Raw genomic sequence first — 16,215 nt, 5'->3', positions numbered from 1 at the left:
TTAAATAAGTATCGTAAATTATACTTATTTTCAAATCTAAGAGCCCGTTAGTTTTTTTACTTTTCAAACTTTTTTGTAGATTTGGGCTTTGTCGATTTGGGCTTTTTAGTTTTTGGTTCTTTAGGCCCTAGAGTATTGACAAAATTAACACAGATATTCAACCAATTCGCTAAGTCTTGATCGCTTTCAAACCCATTAGGAAGCACATAAACCATGGTACTAATCGGCTTACCCGTAAAGTCCATTTCAGTCACATAAGGTTTAGCTAAACAAAGTGCATAATTATCAGCACCGACACGCGCGAGTAATTTATCATCAATGATTACGCAACACATATGTCTCGACAATAAAAAACATAAACCACCAAACATCTTCTTTACTGTTAAATCATGTCGCTCAGCAAAGTATTCATATAGTCTTTCTTCTAACCCTTTATCAAAGGCCATAACATTATCTCTACAGCATTACCTCTACAGCACAATGCCTCTACTTAGTTTTTAAATATATATCTGGTTGATGTCGTTCCATGAAAAGTTCAGGCGCATTTAAGGGTGTAAAACCAAATTGCTGATACAGACCATGCGCATCACTCGTCGCTAACAACATGCGCCTTAAACCTTGCAAATGAGGGTGTTCAATAATCGTTTTTATAAGCCACTTACTTAACCCCTTACCTCTATGCTCAGGCAAAACAAACACATCAGCTAAATAGGCTGATGTTGCATAATCAGTAATCATACGAGCAAAAGCAATTTGCTCACCAGCATGATTAAAGATACCAAAACAAAGTGAATTATCTATCGCCTTTTCCATTACTGTCAATGGTATTCCTTTAGCCCAATAAGAACTAAAAAGGTAGTTATCTATCACTGATAAATCCATCTCTTGGCGTTTTGAACTGATGCTATAACCTGAAACCATAATCATTCCTTAATAATACAAAAAATGTTTTCAACCTAAGTGTTAAAGTTAATAACCACCACACTTTGTAGACATTTATTTGCTTAATTTATGTTTGTTAGTCTTCATTAACAAATCGAACGTCCATGTTAATACGAAAACTTTATCTATTCCTATTTAGCATCAATGTTATATTGTAAAAATAACTTCATCAAAAAGCCGTCTTTTTAACAATATCTGTCCCAATGACATTATAAAAATTAAAGCGGCTACAATTTACTAAATACAAGGCTAACAACATACTATGTTACTTGAAGGCATTGAAACTTTATTAGCACTTAGCCATGAAAAAACCATGAGTAAAGTCGGTAGCCAGCTTTATATTAGCCAGTCTGCAGTGAGTAAACGAATAGCATTGCTCGAGAAGAAACTAGGTAAAAAGTTGATTATGCCTGATGGACGTCATGTTCGTTTAACGCCAGCGGCAAATGAACTGATCGTAAATATTGGGCCTACTTTTCAGGAGTTACAAGGTCAAATTTATGAACAGCATGCCTTATTAGATAATACAATTATCACACTTAATTGCTCTGAAACCTTAGTCGCAGGGTATCTTGCCACTATGATGGGAGAATACTTTAAACATGATAACGCGATTAGAATCAGTACAGATCATACACCCAGAATTATTGAAAAAGTACAATCAGGTAAAGCGACTATTGGTTTTTGTGCTGGGCATTTACCGCCCCACCATGGTCTCAAGGCGATTTTTCTCTGGAAAGAACCTTTTGTATTGGTTAGTCAATCACGATTACAAACATTGCCAACACAAGTGATTACTAATGATTTATCAAACCCAGCCAACCGATATCAATTAGATATTTTATCTCAACTGGGTATTGAACCTTTAATGGAACTTGACTCTTACACTGCCTCTGCACAACTCGCATTAGGCGGAGTAGCAGCGGCATTAGTACCGCTTTCAATCGTTAAAGCATTAAAAATAGAACAGCAATATTGCTTTAGCTTTGAGCAGTTAAAACCCTTATTTCGTCCTGTCCATTTATGTTTACGCCCTAATACATTCCACAATGTACGCGTTAAAAAATTGCTAGTAGCCATTGAGAATGCTGTTCCCAAAGAAGTTTAGTCGCCATTGTCATCGACATAACAATCACTAACGGGCGAATAATTTTCTGACCATTACCTAAGACGACCTTTGCCCCCATACGTGCGCCAATAAATCCACCGACAGCCATCGTTAACCCTAGCTCCCAAATAGGTAATCCAGCGAAAATAAAGAAAGTCAGCGCGGCAATATTAGAAGTGAAATTTAACACTTTAGTCCGAGCTGTTGCAGCGACCAAACCATAACGGCCTAATGCAACAAAACATACGGTGAAAATAGACCCCGTACCAGGCCCTAAAAAACCATCGTAAAAACCAACACTTCCTCCAATGATAAAAGCAAATGCCGCTTCTGACAGTTTAGGTTTGTCATCTGGATGCGGTGTAATTGATGAAGAAAATAGAAAATAGCTTGAGATAGCAATCAAAATAATGGGAATAATACTCATTAATACATCAGCTTTAACATGCTGTACCACTTCAGCGCCTATTGCAGCGCCAACAAAAGTACAAGCAATCGATAACCACATTGTTTTTAACTGCACTGTTCCTGTTCGAATAAAATACCAACTAGCTGAAAAACTCCCAAACGAGCTTTGTAATTTATTGGTTGCTAAGGCCTGCGCTGGTGGAATTCCTGCAGCTAATAAGGCAGGTACCGTTAATAATCCACCTCCGCCAGCCATGGCATCAATAAAACCTGCTAATGTTGCAACAGCAACTAATAACGCCATGATCTCAAATGAGATTTCCATTCTTTTTCCTTAATAATAATGAATGGCGTGAATATAGCATTGCTATCGTTTTGTCATGAGCAAAAGAAAGGAAATCAATATATTCCATATTTTCATGAATAATGGGAGAAACGATTCTTTTTATTCATGAATCTATTTTTAATTTTAGTTATTTGAACTTATGATTAATTCGTTACGCTTTAAACAGCAATCAATTTCAGTTCCTGTTAAAATAACTAAAATTATTTAATTAAGTGAGTTCCAATGAAATTATTAGTACGCAACCTTGCAAAAGCAACCACAGAAGAAAAGTTACTGACTTTATTTAAAGAGCACGGCAACATTCAATCTTGTAACCTTGTTTTAGACAAAGACACAGGTGCATCAAAAGGTTTTGCCTTTGTAGAAATGCCAAAAGTAGGCGAAGCAAAAGCAGCCATTAAGCAACTAAATGGTTACAAATTAGCAGGTAATTTAATACGTGTTAAAAAAGCAGAAACTAAAAAAGGTGCTGAAGAAACAACAGAAGCGGTAGCAGAAGCTAAACCGGTTATTAAAGAGAAAAAAGCAGCTAAGAAAGCGCCAGTAAAAACTGAAGAAACATCTGAAATGGCTGATCCTGCAGTCGTTTGGGGTAAGGTAGAAGATTAATAAGTTGAGTTTAGAACTAGTTTTTAAATAGAGCTATTCTAACTCAGACTTTTCTGGCTTGGTTTTTTCTAACTGAGCCTGCTCTAATTTAGCCGCTAGTTTAGTCGTATAATACTGGCGAGAAACTGAATCGAATCTATTTAAACAGAGTTGGTATAAACCAGCACTGTTTATTTTCTTAAGGATGGATAATGCTTTATCGTATTCATCTTCAATAATTTCAACTTGCAGCTGCTTATCAACTTGGCTCTCTAACGTTGTCTCAGTTATCGTTAGTCGATGCATTTCATCATAATAATACGCCATCACTTTATCACCTGATTGAGTTGCTAGTGACTTGCAAACATCATAATTCGCTAATGCATTGCCCTTCGTTTTTAGTTCGATGTCATTTTTAACATCAACAACAGCCTCTGCGTACGTTGAAGTACACAAACAAAAAAGAATAAAGAGAGTGAGATATTTATACATTATGATAAAGAAAAAGAGGCTTTAGCCCCTTTCTCTAATCCTTAACATTAAGCTAAGGCTTGCTCGAAATCTGCAATCAAATCAGCAGTGTTTTCGATACCAATTGAACAACGGATCATATTTTCGCTAATCCCCATTTCTTGGCGTAATTCTAAGCCCATTTCATAATAAATCGTAGGTGCAACAGGCAATGCTAACGTACGGTTATCACCTAAGTGTGTCGCGCTGATCACTAGATTTAATTTATTTAAAAATTCACAACAATCAATCCCTTCAATTAGATCAAAACTCAACAGAGCTCCAAAGCCATTAAATAGTTCTTTAGCACGCTCATGTTGTGGGTGGTCTACTAAACCAGGATAATAAACTTTAGCCACCTTAGGGTGTGCTTGTAACAGCTCCGCTAAAGCCATTGTATTTATCGCTTGGCGATCCATACGCAGTTCCATTGTTTCGCTACCAACTGAAATAAGGTGTGCGCCTTGTGAGCTTAAACAAGCCCCCATGTCGCGTAAGCCTTTTTTCTTAATTTGGCTAATACCCCATAAATTACTATCGCCTTTACGATAAGCCGGGAAGATATTTGGATAGGTCTCCCAATCAAAGAAACCTGTATCAGTAACAGAACCTCCCATCGCGTTACCATGACCAGCAACATATTTAGATAATGAAGTCACAATTAAGCTTGCTTTAACTTTATTAGCATCAAATAAATAGCTTGATGTAATTGTGTTATCAATAACATACACAAGGTTTTCTGCTTCACAGAAATCACCAATTTCAGCTAACGCACTCACTTGTGTTACTGGGTTTGCGATAGTTTCTACAAAGACCATTTTGGTTTTGCTATTAAGCGCAGCGGTAACGTCATCAATGTCAGTCGCATCAACGAGTGTTACGTCAATACCATAGCCTTGTAACGTTCCTAAAAGTGAGGTTGTATTACCGAACAAGAATCGGCTACAAATAAGATGGTCACCAGACTTTAAAAGCGTTAAAAAAGTGGCCACGATAGCCGACATACCGCAAGAAAAAACAGCTGTTGCGATCCCGTTATCTATTTTTTGAATTTTTTTACATAATGCATCTAAAGTAGGTGTTGAAGAACGTGCGTAAGCATGCCCTGGCTGACCTTGAAAGACATCAATCAGACCTTGTACATCTTCGAAGCCAAATGGTACTGAATTATGAATTGGTGCATGGACAGCACCCGCTTCTAAACCGAGTTTATGATCTGAATGCACTATTTTTGTGGTAAAACCTAACGCTGTCATTTAAATTCCCTGCTTTTATTCTCAATAATGATCGCTTTGATCTAAAATGTCGTCAATTTAACGTATTATGCCTAATCTAGAAGGATTTAGCATTAGGTGTATTAAGGAAATAAATTGAAATCAAATATTTATAGTGTTTTAGTTTTTGCAATTGGATTAACAGTGTCATATTTAATTTCAGTTCAATTAACACAAGAAGAAAAAGCACTGCAGCAAGAACAGATTAAGACCGAAGGTAAAACGATCAGTTTTAATATTAGGCATAGCATCGAAAGTAACGCAGAACAAATCCAGTTATTAGTTAATCGTTGGCAGTCTATTGATGATATTAATAAAAACTGGCAAAGCGATACCAATGCATTAATGCGTATCAATCAATTTATAAAAACAATAAAGTTATTTCCTTTGATAGAAGAAATACAGTTTGATTTACCTAATAATGCCTTAATAAAATCGCACAGTGATATCGAAAGAAAAAGACAGTTACGTGCCCGTCATCATTTACCAATGGATAGAGATGAGGTTATTTCTAGCTTTGTTTATGCTAGCCGTGCGTCTTACTCACCAGATAATGAATTGGAAATGGAATTAAATTTACAATTCCCAATTATCATAGACAACATATTGGTGGCTTATGTTGAAGCCCCTTTAAATATCGATAAATTATTACGTAACAAGCTCGATACCTATCAAATAACCAGTCATTTTTCGTTATCTGAAAATGGTATTCCTCTGTTTAGTTTTTTACCTGAAAAATTGCATATTAATAAAATAACAGAGCAATTTACTTTAGCTATCTATGGCCAAGATTGGGAGTTAATGATTTGGTCAGAAACTTCGCCTCATGAAAAAAATTTATTTATCATTTTAACTATTTTAATTTCTTTTCTTGCCGCTATCTCTGTCAAACTATTAACTTTAAATATCGTTTTGTATAAAAAAGATATCGACAATAATGACCAACTAAAACGCGTCGATGATGAATGTAAAAGTAGTCAAGCTAAGCTCATTCAATCTAATAAGTTAGCTTCATTGGGGGAAATTGCAGCGGGTATTGCACATGAGATAAACCAACCACTACAAGTTATTTGTATTCATACCGATATGTGCATGGATAATATTAATAACGGAAACTACCATTTAGTAGAAAATAGCTTTAAAGCCATCATAACTCAAAGTGAACGCATCGAAAGAATTGTTAAACAAGTGGGCAGTTTTGGACGAGATAGTGAACTTGATAATTACCAACAAGAAGAGCCAAATGATATTTTCAAAAATGTCATTTCAATCGTAATGAACCAATATAAACAAGATCAAGTTGAATTAAGACAAGTGATTCCTCCTTCTCTTCCATCTTTATTTTGTAATAAAACACAAATAGAACAAGTACTCATTAACCTCTTAATTAACGCGCGAGATTCAGTAGAAACCTCTGAGAATAAAGTCGTCTTCTTTAAAGCGCACGTACAAGATCATAATTTATATATTCAGGTCTCAGACTCTGGGACAGGTATAGATCCAAACAAAGTTAATGACATTTTTACACCTTTTTATACCACTAAACCGTTGGGTAAAGGGACAGGGTTAGGTTTATCTATTAGCTATTCTATTATTCATCAGCACAAAGGTGAAATTAAAGTCTCTAGTGAGATTGGTCATGGCAGTATATTTACAGTAATACTCCCCTTTGAGAGGCGTACAGTAGCGCGTATTTAAGCTTTTCTCATCTACACTTAATAATCTTGGGCCTTTGTGTATATTTAACATCCATAGCAAATTGACTATATACAGAGGCTTAATTAGCCGCATACAATTTACTAATACCGATTATATTAAATAAGTGTTCTAAATTTTGCGCAGGAAAAATGACTTAGTTTAAGGCGTAAATTGAAGCCTTTTGAAGATCAACTTCATTAATCGTCTTGCTGAGAATGAAACAATAGATATTAATTCTTTAATGATTGTTCTCTTTACGATATTGACAACGAAACAATAAATGATTTTAACAAGCAGAATAGATCAGCTAGTTAGTGTGATGTGTATAGAACTGTCATAGAGGTAATAAAAGTTTTGTATTAATGTGTAGGTTTAACATTGAAGCTTTAACTGTGGAGGTAACTTGCAATAAATACATTTAAATTTTCTTTCAGGTATAAAAAAAGGCAAGTCAGTAACCTACCTTTTTTTCAATCAGAATGAGCAATAAATGCTCATCGAAGCAATATTAAAGAGCTACGATGTTTTCTGCTTGAGGACCTTTTTGACCTTGAGTAACAGTAAACTGTACTTTTTGGCCTTCAGCAAGAGTTTTAAAACCAGTGCTTGCGATAGCAGAGAAATGTGCGAAAACGTCAGGACCGTTTTCTTGCTCGATGAAACCAAAACCTTTAGATTCGTTGAACCATTTAACTGTACCAGTAGTAGTAGACATGTTTATATCCTAATAAATTTGAGTAATTAACCTTAAAAATTAAGGCAGTTGGCTAGAAGTGTTGCTATTACTTATGATGTATAGGATTCGGTACATTAATACGGAACAAAGTACATAAATATAAAACGAACTTTCAAGCTAAAAAATATTATATATAGGTTTAAAAAGGTGTCAATACCTATTTAACTTAAATATAAAAAAAATGTTAAATATATTAGTAAGTTTAAAATAACTTACTATTAATCAGCAACTTAAAATATAATTTTAATTTAATGATTAATAAATAAGTTGTTTTTTGTTATATTTAGACTTTAAAATGATGAGGTTAATATGAAGATTTGGATAGATGCGGATGCTTGTCCTGTAGCAGTAAGAGAGATGGTTTTAAGAGCAAGTATGAGAACAAAAACAGAACTTGTTTTTGTGGCTAACTCCCCTCTTCCGGTCAAAAGAACAGCACTTGTTAAAACAGTTCAGGTATCTCAAGGATTTGATGTGGCTGATAACTATATTAGCCAACATGTTGAATTAACAGACCTTGTTATTACACAAGACATTCCACTTGCTGCTGAACTTGTTGAGAAAGGAGTCATTGCACTTAATCCTCGCGGAGAGTTATATACAGCAGACAATGTAAGACAACGTTTAGCAATGCGAAATTTAGCAGAAGAATTACGAAGTGTAGGACAAATCAGTGGTGGACCGAATAAGTTTTCCGATAAAGATAAGCAAAACTTTGCAAACTCTTTAGATAAGTGGCTACAGAAAGCAAAAAGGTAGGCTTTAAGCCTACCTTTGGTTACTAGCTGGCATGAAGTTATATAATTCGTGTTTCAGCTTGTAGCTTCTGTAAACGCGCTTCTTCAGCTTCTTTTTTCTTGCGAGTATCACAAGGATCTGGGCAATCACATTCTTTGTCTATTCCTACTGAGGCAAGTCCACCACAACTACCGCCGATGGTTTTTTGGTTAACGATGTAACCGATAGCCATTGCAACAACAACTAATAAGAAAACAACAAAAGTAGCTATAAAATAGATCATCACTTTTCCTCTGCAAAAAATTCTTCAAACTCAGGAGTGAAAGATTCAACGAACCCATCATCTTTCTTGGTCAATAAAAAAACCGGTTGTTTAAGCTTAGTGGCTAATTTTAACCCATTTTCAGGTCCTAATACAGTAATTGCAGTCGCTAATGCATCTGCAACCATACTACTTTCATCAATGACCGTAACTGAAACTAGCTTATGGTTGATTGGACGCCCTGTCTGTGGATCAATCGTATGAGAATAACGTATACCATCAGACTCAAAATAATTACGATAATCACCTGACGTAGCAATGGCATTATTACCAATATGCAATAAACGTTGTACATTTTGACCAAACTCAGGTCTTTCTATTGCTAATGTCCAAGGCGTATTATTCAGCTTAGCACCATTGGCACTCAGCTCACCACCAATATCGACTAAGTAGTTTGCGATGCCTTTCTGTTTTAAGAAGTCAGCAATAACATCAACACCATAGCCTTTTGCAATAGAAGATAAATCGACATATAACTCAGGTTTGGTTTTAATTAAACGATTACCTTCGACCGACAAATATTGACTGCCAATACGTTGCTTAGTACTTTCAATTAATGCAGCATCAGGTATTTTATTTGGTTTTTTATCTGGACCAAATCCCCATAGATTAACCAATGGGCCAACCGTTATATCGAAAGCACCACCGCTTTGCTGATAGACTTCAAGTGCTTTTGTAACCACCTTAATAGTGGCATCAGAGACCACTAAAGAATCTTTACTTTTATTAAACAAAGATAATTCAGAATTTGGACGGTAAGTAGACATTTGGTCGTTAACTAATTCTAATTCTTGATCAATGAGAACTTGTAATGATTCGACCGATAGATCTTTGTTTTTAGACTGTTCACCTGACAGCACATAAGTAACCTGATAATAAGTCCCCATGGTTTGTCCCTGAATTTGTAATAACTCTGCTTCAGGTTTGGTGCACGATGAAATAAAAAAGGCTAGCCCTATTAAGGCTAGCCATTTAATTGATGACTTAATCATCAGGGTTAACCGCCGAAATCATCAAGTAAGATATTTTCGTCTTCTACGCCTAAGTCTTTAAGCATAGCAATCACCGCTGCATTCATTACTGGAGGACCACACATGTAGAACTCACAATCTTCTGGAGCTTCATGATCTTTAAGATAATTTTCAAACAGTACGTTATGAATAAACCCAGTGTAACCATCCCAATCATCTTCAGGTTGCGGATCACTTAGTGCAACATGCCATTCGAAGTTTTCATTTTCAGCTGCAATCGCATCAAAATCTTCAACATAGAACATTTCACGTTTAGATCGCGCACCGTACCAGAAACTAGCTTTACGGCTAGTCTTCAAACGACGGAATTGATCGAAGATATGTGAACGCATTGGCGCCATACCAGCACCACCACCAACGAAGACCATTTCATTTTCAGTTTCTTTAGCAAAGAACTCACCAAATGGACCAGAAATAGTCACTTTATCGCCTGGTTTTAGGCTAAAGATAAACGATGACATTTTACCACATGGTAGAGACAAATCACGTGGAGGCGGCGTAGCAATACGCACGTTCAACATGATAATGCCTTCTTCACCAGGGTAGTTCGCCATTGAGTATGCACGAATAGTTTCTTCGTCCACTTTTGACTCTAAATCAAAGAATTTAAAGTGATTCCAATCACCACGATACTGCTCTTCAATATCAAAATCTTTATATTTGATATGATGTGCTGGTGCTTCAATTTGAATGTAACCACCCGCTTTAAACGGCACTGATTCGCCGTCAGGGATTTGTAGTTTCAATTCTTTAATGAAAGTAGCTTCGTTACCATTAGAGATAACTTCACATTCCCATTTTTTAACACCGAAGATCTCTTCAGGTAGTTCAATCACCATGTCTTCTTTAACATTAACCTGACATGATAAACGCTCGCCTTCTTTAGCTTCACGTTTAGTAATGTGATCTAATTCAGTTGGTAAAATATCACCACCACCTGATTTAATTTTCACACGACACTGGCCACAAGTACCACCACCGCCACATGCAGAAGAAACAAATACACCAGCATTCGCTAATGCACCTAATAACTTCCCGCCTGCTTGGGTATTGATGCTTTTGTCTGCATCATCATTAATAGAAATTGTAATATCACCCGTGCTTACAAGTTTTGCTTTTGCCGATAAAATAATAACGACTAATGCTAAAACGATAATTGTAAACATGGCAACGCCGAGAAAGATTTCCATCGACTTTTTCCTTGTTTTGAGAGGGAATAAATTCCCCCGAATTCATCTACGCTAAAACAGCAACGATTACAGTTGGATACCAGAAAACGACATAAAACCTAATGCCATTAGACCCGCTGTAACAAACGTAATACCTAAACCACGCAAACCATCTGGCACGTCAGAGTATTTCATTTTTTCACGGATACCCGCTAATGCAACAATCGCTAGCGTCCAGCCAATACCACTACCTACACCGTAAACCGCTGACTCAAGTAAGTTGTACTCACGTTGAACCATAAATGATACACCACCAAAGATGGCACAGTTAACGGTAATAAGCGGTAGGAATATACCAAGTGCTTGATACAAAGCAGGAAAGTATTTATCTAATATCATTTCCAAAATTTGTACCAACGCAGCAATAACACCGATAAAAGTGATAAAGCCTAAAAAGCTTAAATCAGCGTCAGGAAAACCTGCCCAATCAAGCGCACCAGGTGCTAATAGGTTGAAGTAGATAATTTGGTTAGCAGGTACTGAAATACCTAATACCACGATCACCGCCACACCTAGACCCATTGATGTTTTAACTTTCTTAGAAACAGCAAGGAAAGTACACATGCCTAAGAAGAAAGCCAGTGCCATATTTTCAATGAAAATAGAACGCACAAATAAACTAAGATAATGTTCCATTCAAATTACTCCTTAGGCTCGACTTGTTCTGGTCTAATTGTTCGAATTGCCCAGATAACGCCACCAATAATAAAGAAGGCACTAGGAGGAAGTAACAATAAACCATTACTTTGGTACCAACCGCCATTTGAGATCAACGGTAAGATTTCAATGCCGAATAAAGCACCTGAACCAAACAACTCACGAACAGCACCCACTAAAACAAGTATTAGACCGTAACCTAAACCATTACCTATACCATCCATAAAACTTGGGAAAGGTTTGTTTTTCATTGCAAATGCTTCAGCACGTCCCATTACAATACAGTTTGTAATGATCAGACCAACATAAACAGATAACTGTTTAGAGATACCAAAAGCAAAGGCTTTTAGTGCTTGGTCTACTACGATTACTAACGAAGCAATAATAGCCATCTGTACGATGATACGTACGCTGTTAGGAATATAGTTACGTATTGACGAAATAAATAAGTTAGAGAAAGCTGTAACAAACAACACCGCTAACGTCATTACCACTGCATTTTGTAGTGTTGCTGTTACTGCTAATGCAGAACAAACTCCTAAAATTTGCAGCGCAATTGGGTTATTGCTAACTACCGGAGAAGTTAATACTTCTTTTAATTCACTTGATTTAGCCATTGTTTAGCGCTCCTTCACGAACTTTGCTAAGAAATGGACCAAACCCTTGCTCACCTAACCAGAAAGTGAAGGTATGCTCTACACCAACACTTGTTAGTGTTGCGCCAGATAGACCATCAATTTCATGTTTAGAACCAGCAGTAGCTTGTCCTTTAACAATTTTAATAGCAGGGTTGCCGTCAGCATCAAATAACTCTTTACCAACAAACAGTCCACGCCAGCGAGGATTTTCAACTTCACCACCTAGTCCAGGTGTTTCACCTTGCTCATAGTAAGTAATCGCATCAATCGTATTACCATCTGGTTGTACAGCAACAAATGCATACATTGTTGACCATAAACCTGCACCATGAATAGGCAAGATGATACGTTGTAATTCGCCGTTATCATCAGAGACTAAGTAAACCGTTGCTAAGTTAGCACGACGTCCAATTTTAGCGACGTTTTGCTCAGCTGTTAATTTAACACTTGTTTCTGGATCTTTAGACGCTTTACGTTGATCGTATTTAGCAACTTCGCTTTCGCTAAGGTTAGTTACAAATTCACCCGTATCTAAATCAACTAATTTAGTTTGAATGTTAGATGCAAACACCTCTGCCGTTGTTTTATCAGTCGTTAAGCCTGCAACAGCAAGAATGTTACTTTGCTTATCAATTTCTTTATTAGCAATTTGCATTGGACGCAAGCCAACGGCTGCGCCTGCAACAATGATTGAACAGACTAGACAAACCGCCAGTACCACAATCATTGTTTTGCCGAATGTTTCCTGTTGATTAGACATTACGCGCTAACCTCCGTTTAATATTCCCTTGTACCACAAAGTAATCGAATAACGGTGCAAATAAGTTAGCGAATAAAATAGCTAACATCATACCTTCAGGGAAAGCAGGATTCACAACACGAATTAATACCACCATCAAACCGATCAAACCACCGTAATACCATTTACCTTTGTTAGTAAATGCAGCAGATACGGGGTCAGTTGCCATGAAGATCATACCAAAGGCAAAACCACCCATCACTAAATGCCAATACCAAGGTAGTTGGAACATATGGTTAGTATCACTACCAATCACATTAAATAGTAACGATGTTGCAACCATACCAATCATTACACCGGCAATAATTCGCCATGAAGCGATTCCCGTAATAACAATAAAGGCACCACCAATCAAAATAGCCAATGTAGAAACTTCACCAACACTACCTTGCATGTTACCAATGAAAGCATCGAACCAAGATAAGTTAGCTTGTACAGCTTCTAGGCCACCTTGAGACATAACACTTAACGATGTTGCGCCAGAAAAACCATCAACGGCAGTCCAAACAGCATCACCAGAAATATCAGTCGGGTAAGCAAAGAATAAGAAAGCACGGCCAGCTAATGCAGGGTTTAAGAAGTTACGACCAGTACCACCAAAGATTTCTTTAGCGACAACAACACCAAACGTAATACCTAAAGCAACTTGCCATAGAGGAATAGTAGCCGGTACGATTAATGCGAACAGTACAGAAGAAACAAAGAAACCTTCGTTTACTTCATGTTTACGTACACTCGCAAACAATACTTCCCAGAAACCACCAACAACAAAAGTCACTGCATAGATAGGTAAGAAGTAAGCAGCACCAAATAACAAGTTATCAAAGATACCTGCACCTGAGCCTAGCGTTACACCTAACATGTCTAGTAACGCAACACGCCAATCTTCTAATGCAGAATAACCTGCAACGATTGCATCATTAGCTTGTACACCCGTGTTATACATACCGTAAAACATAGCTGGGAACGTTGCTAACCAAACAAAAATCATCATGCGTTTAAGGTCAATACTATCGCGAACGTGAGTAATTCCTTTGGTCACATAACCAGGAGTATAGAAAAATGTCGCAGCAGCTTCATACAGAGCATACCATTTTTCATAACGGCCCCCTGATTCGAAGTGCGGTTCCATTTTTTCAATTAAGTTCTTAAGACTCATTATTAGCCTTCCTTCTCAATTTTACTTAGACATTCGCGCAAGATTGAACCGTATTCATATTTGCCAGGGCAAGCATAAGTACATAGTGCTAAATCTTCTTCGTCTAATTCTAGGCAACCTAACGTTTGTGCACCATCTGTATCACCTACGATCAAATCACGTAATAATATAGTTGGCAAAATATCTAATGGCATAACGCGTTCATATTGACCGATTGGCACCATCGCACGCTTACTACCACCAGTAGTCGTAGTGAATGCAAACTTTTTAGCACTGTTTAGCGCAGATAAGAATGCGCGAGAAACAGAGTGTTTGTTTAAGCCAGGTGCACCCCAACCAAATAACTCTTTCTCGTAACCTTCAATTAGCGCAGATACTTGATTATGGTATCGCCCTAAAAATGCGTGTGGGCCTGAAGCCGTTACACCACATAATACTGATCCAGAAATCACACGAACTTGTCCTGCGATTAACTCACCAGCGGTTAACTGTGTGATTGAAGCACCGATTTTAGTACGCACTAAACGCGGTTTTGAAACAGCAGGTCCTGCGATAGAAATCACTTTATCGTTATACACTTCACCCGTCGTAAATAATTGACCGAATGCAATCACATCTTGGTAATTAATCGACCAAACTTGTTTCGTTGCAGAAACAGGATCAGTAAAGTGAATATGTGTACCCGCCAAACCAGCAGGATGGATACCTACGAAGATTTTTTCTTCAACACTTGCTAAATCTGAAGTAGGTAATGCAGCTTGTCCTTTACAGACATAAACTTTACCTTCAGTTAGCTGTGATAGCACGGCTAATCCATCAGTAAAAGCTTGCTTATTTTCATTGATGATAACCTTCGCATCTGCCGCTAATGGGTTTGTATCCATCGCTGTTACAAAAATAGAAGCGGGGTTTGCATCAATTGCAGGTACTTTACTAAATGGACGCGTACGTAATGCAGTCCAGGCACCTGATTCAAGCAAGTTTTCAACAACTTTGCTTCGCTCAAGGCTTGCTAATTGTTTACTCTCATACTTAGCAAATTGCACACTTTCATTGCCTTGCACTGAGATAACAACTGATTGCAGCACACGTTTAGCACCACGGTTTATTTCTTTAACTACACCAGTCGCTGGAGCGGTAAAATGCACACCTTCATTTTTCTTATCAGAAAATAGAACTTGGCCTTTTTTTACGCTATCGCCGACTTTAACAGCCATTGATGGACGCATTCCAACGTATTCTTCACCCAGTATAGCAACTTCAGAAATGGCGGGACCATTTTGAATGACTTGCTCTGGCGCTCCTGAGATGGGGAGATCCAGTCCTTTTTTTATAGTAATCATATTCTCTTGCACTATAGTTACGGGAGGAAAGTTAAATGCCTTACGGCAATAAAACATTGCATGTAATAAATTGCTATTAACAATTAATTAACATGTACACTAAAAAATTCTGACAAATATTAACATTAGAGAGGGGTTAATTGCTATATCAAATGAAAAGCTAACCGAAGTAAGTTCAAATTTAATAAAAAATAAAACAAAGTTCACAAATGTAATTAACATTTTAAATACTCTGCATCTTTCCCTCTAAAAAAACTAACCTTTACCACCACCTAAACATTTCGCTGAATCAGGGGAAATCTGATTTTTCTCAGCCCATTGAGTTGGTGTATAAGTATGCATAGCTAATGCATGTACAGGACCAGCGAGCTCTTCAGCAAGTAAATCATTAATTAAACGATGGCGCATAATTAAACGTAAGCCTTCGAACTCATCACAAACAACTGTCACTTTAAAATGTGTTTCAGAATTTGCAGGGACAGAATGGTTATGACTTTCATTTTCGACCGTTAAAAAGTCAGTTTTAAAACGTTGCTTTAGTTTATCTTGGATAGTTTGTTGAACAATCATATTGCCTCAAATTAAGATAGGGATAAATAATCAAAAAAGTGGTTATACGACATTAAAAGCTGTCAGCTAATAACCGATAACCTGACACTGAAAGAGAAGACTTAATACAGTGGTTATTA

The 16,215-nt window shown here is 37.0% G+C and carries 19 protein-coding genes; 4 read left to right on the top strand and 15 right to left on the bottom strand.

Annotated features, from left to right (window positions below; genetic code table 11):
• Nucleotides 1-56: 56 nt before the first annotated feature.
• Nucleotides 57-446: a TfoX/Sxy family protein gene (locus Q0794_RS06530; RefSeq protein ID WP_298940938.1), complete on the bottom strand. Its 390-nt coding sequence runs from the start codon at nucleotides 444-446 to the stop codon at nucleotides 57-59.
• Nucleotides 447-486: 40 nt separating this feature from the next.
• On the bottom strand, nucleotides 487-921 hold the full coding sequence (locus tag Q0794_RS06525) for a GNAT family N-acetyltransferase (RefSeq protein WP_298940937.1): 435 nt from the start codon (nucleotides 919-921) through the stop codon (nucleotides 487-489).
• A gap of 283 nt (nucleotides 922-1,204) precedes the next feature.
• Between Q0794_RS06525 and Q0794_RS06520 the strand changes: the two genes are divergently transcribed.
• Nucleotides 1,205-2,050, top strand: coding sequence for a LysR family transcriptional regulator (locus Q0794_RS06520; RefSeq protein ID WP_298940936.1), 846 nt, complete (start codon nucleotides 1,205-1,207; stop codon nucleotides 2,048-2,050).
• Here the strand turns inward: Q0794_RS06520 and Q0794_RS06515 are convergent.
• On the bottom strand, nucleotides 2,001-2,783 hold the full coding sequence (locus Q0794_RS06515; RefSeq protein ID WP_298940935.1) for a TSUP family transporter: 783 nt from the start codon (nucleotides 2,781-2,783) through the stop codon (nucleotides 2,001-2,003). The genes Q0794_RS06520 and Q0794_RS06515 overlap by 50 nt on opposite strands.
• Nucleotides 2,784-3,026: 243 nt before the next feature.
• Between Q0794_RS06515 and Q0794_RS06510 the strand changes: the two genes are divergently transcribed.
• The gene (locus Q0794_RS06510; protein ID WP_298940934.1) at nucleotides 3,027-3,413 is read left to right on the top strand and encodes an RNA-binding protein; all 387 of its coding nucleotides are present in this window, start codon (nucleotides 3,027-3,029) and stop codon (nucleotides 3,411-3,413) included.
• Nucleotides 3,414-3,446: 33 nt separating this feature from the next.
• Here Q0794_RS06510 and Q0794_RS06505 read toward each other — a convergent pair whose 3' ends face one another.
• Complete coding sequence (locus tag Q0794_RS06505) at nucleotides 3,447-3,848, bottom strand: hypothetical protein (RefSeq protein ID WP_298940933.1); 402 nt, start codon at nucleotides 3,846-3,848, stop codon at nucleotides 3,447-3,449.
• Between the two features lie 83 nt (nucleotides 3,849-3,931).
• On the bottom strand, nucleotides 3,932-5,158 hold the full coding sequence (locus tag Q0794_RS06500) for a cystathionine gamma-synthase family protein (RefSeq protein ID WP_298940932.1): 1,227 nt from the start codon (nucleotides 5,156-5,158) through the stop codon (nucleotides 3,932-3,934).
• A 114-nt stretch (nucleotides 5,159-5,272) separates the two neighbouring features.
• On the opposite strand from Q0794_RS06500, the gene Q0794_RS06495 reads away from it, so the two are divergent.
• Nucleotides 5,273-6,874: an ATP-binding protein gene (locus Q0794_RS06495; protein WP_298940931.1), complete on the top strand. Its 1,602-nt coding sequence runs from the start codon at nucleotides 5,273-5,275 to the stop codon at nucleotides 6,872-6,874.
• Nucleotides 6,875-7,382: 508 nt separating this feature from the next.
• Here the strand turns inward: Q0794_RS06495 and Q0794_RS06490 are convergent.
• The gene (locus Q0794_RS06490) at nucleotides 7,383-7,589 is read right to left on the bottom strand and encodes a cold-shock protein (RefSeq protein ID WP_019613006.1); all 207 of its coding nucleotides are present in this window, start codon (nucleotides 7,587-7,589) and stop codon (nucleotides 7,383-7,385) included.
• A 330-nt stretch (nucleotides 7,590-7,919) separates the two neighbouring features.
• On the opposite strand from Q0794_RS06490, the gene Q0794_RS06485 reads away from it, so the two are divergent.
• Nucleotides 7,920-8,369, top strand: coding sequence for a YaiI/YqxD family protein (locus tag Q0794_RS06485; protein WP_298940930.1), 450 nt, complete (start codon nucleotides 7,920-7,922; stop codon nucleotides 8,367-8,369).
• Nucleotides 8,370-8,406: 37 nt separating this feature from the next.
• Here the strand turns inward: Q0794_RS06485 and nqrM are convergent, their stop codons facing one another.
• The 9 genes from nqrM to Q0794_RS06440 all read right to left on the bottom strand — a co-directional run bounded on the left by nqrM (nucleotide 8,407) and on the right by Q0794_RS06440 (nucleotide 16,096).
• The gene (gene nqrM / locus Q0794_RS06480; protein ID WP_298940929.1) at nucleotides 8,407-8,631 is read right to left on the bottom strand and encodes a (Na+)-NQR maturation NqrM; all 225 of its coding nucleotides are present in this window, start codon (nucleotides 8,629-8,631) and stop codon (nucleotides 8,407-8,409) included.
• Nucleotides 8,631-9,662, bottom strand: coding sequence for an FAD:protein FMN transferase (locus tag Q0794_RS06475; protein ID WP_298940928.1), 1,032 nt, complete (start codon nucleotides 9,660-9,662; stop codon nucleotides 8,631-8,633). The genes nqrM and Q0794_RS06475 overlap by 1 nt, the downstream gene beginning before the upstream one ends.
• Before the next feature lie 5 nt (nucleotides 9,663-9,667).
• Nucleotides 9,668-10,891 (bottom strand): NADH:ubiquinone reductase (Na(+)-transporting) subunit F, encoded by a 1,224-nt coding sequence (gene nqrF, locus Q0794_RS06470; RefSeq protein WP_298940927.1) that lies wholly within the window; start codon nucleotides 10,889-10,891, stop codon nucleotides 9,668-9,670.
• A 66-nt stretch (nucleotides 10,892-10,957) separates the two neighbouring features.
• Entirely contained in the window at nucleotides 10,958-11,566 is a 609-nt protein-coding gene (nqrE, locus tag Q0794_RS06465) for an NADH:ubiquinone reductase (Na(+)-transporting) subunit E (RefSeq protein WP_298940926.1), read from the bottom strand.
• A gap of 5 nt (nucleotides 11,567-11,571) precedes the next feature.
• Nucleotides 11,572-12,204, bottom strand: coding sequence for an NADH:ubiquinone reductase (Na(+)-transporting) subunit D (locus Q0794_RS06460; RefSeq protein WP_025562754.1), 633 nt, complete (start codon nucleotides 12,202-12,204; stop codon nucleotides 11,572-11,574).
• The gene (locus Q0794_RS06455) at nucleotides 12,197-12,985 is read right to left on the bottom strand and encodes a Na(+)-translocating NADH-quinone reductase subunit C (RefSeq protein WP_298940925.1); all 789 of its coding nucleotides are present in this window, start codon (nucleotides 12,983-12,985) and stop codon (nucleotides 12,197-12,199) included. Before Q0794_RS06455 ends, Q0794_RS06460 begins: the two co-directional genes overlap by 8 nt.
• Nucleotides 12,978-14,183: an NADH:ubiquinone reductase (Na(+)-transporting) subunit B gene (locus Q0794_RS06450; RefSeq protein WP_298940924.1), complete on the bottom strand. Its 1,206-nt coding sequence runs from the start codon at nucleotides 14,181-14,183 to the stop codon at nucleotides 12,978-12,980. Before Q0794_RS06450 ends, Q0794_RS06455 begins: the two co-directional genes overlap by 8 nt.
• 2 nt (nucleotides 14,184-14,185) lie before the next feature.
• Nucleotides 14,186-15,526, bottom strand: coding sequence for a Na(+)-translocating NADH-quinone reductase subunit A (locus Q0794_RS06445; protein WP_298940923.1), 1,341 nt, complete (start codon nucleotides 15,524-15,526; stop codon nucleotides 14,186-14,188).
• Nucleotides 15,527-15,781: 255 nt separating this feature from the next.
• Complete coding sequence (locus Q0794_RS06440) at nucleotides 15,782-16,096, bottom strand: BolA/IbaG family iron-sulfur metabolism protein (protein WP_170968534.1); 315 nt, start codon at nucleotides 16,094-16,096, stop codon at nucleotides 15,782-15,784.
• Nucleotides 16,097-16,215 lie beyond the last annotated feature (119 nt).

Origin of the sequence: uncultured Psychromonas sp. (assembly GCF_947489755.1) — a bacterium.
Classification (GTDB): domain Bacteria; phylum Pseudomonadota; class Gammaproteobacteria; order Enterobacterales; family Psychromonadaceae; genus Psychromonas.
Note: the sequence above shows the minus strand (reverse complement) of the source record. Positions and strands in the feature narration are given on the sequence as shown.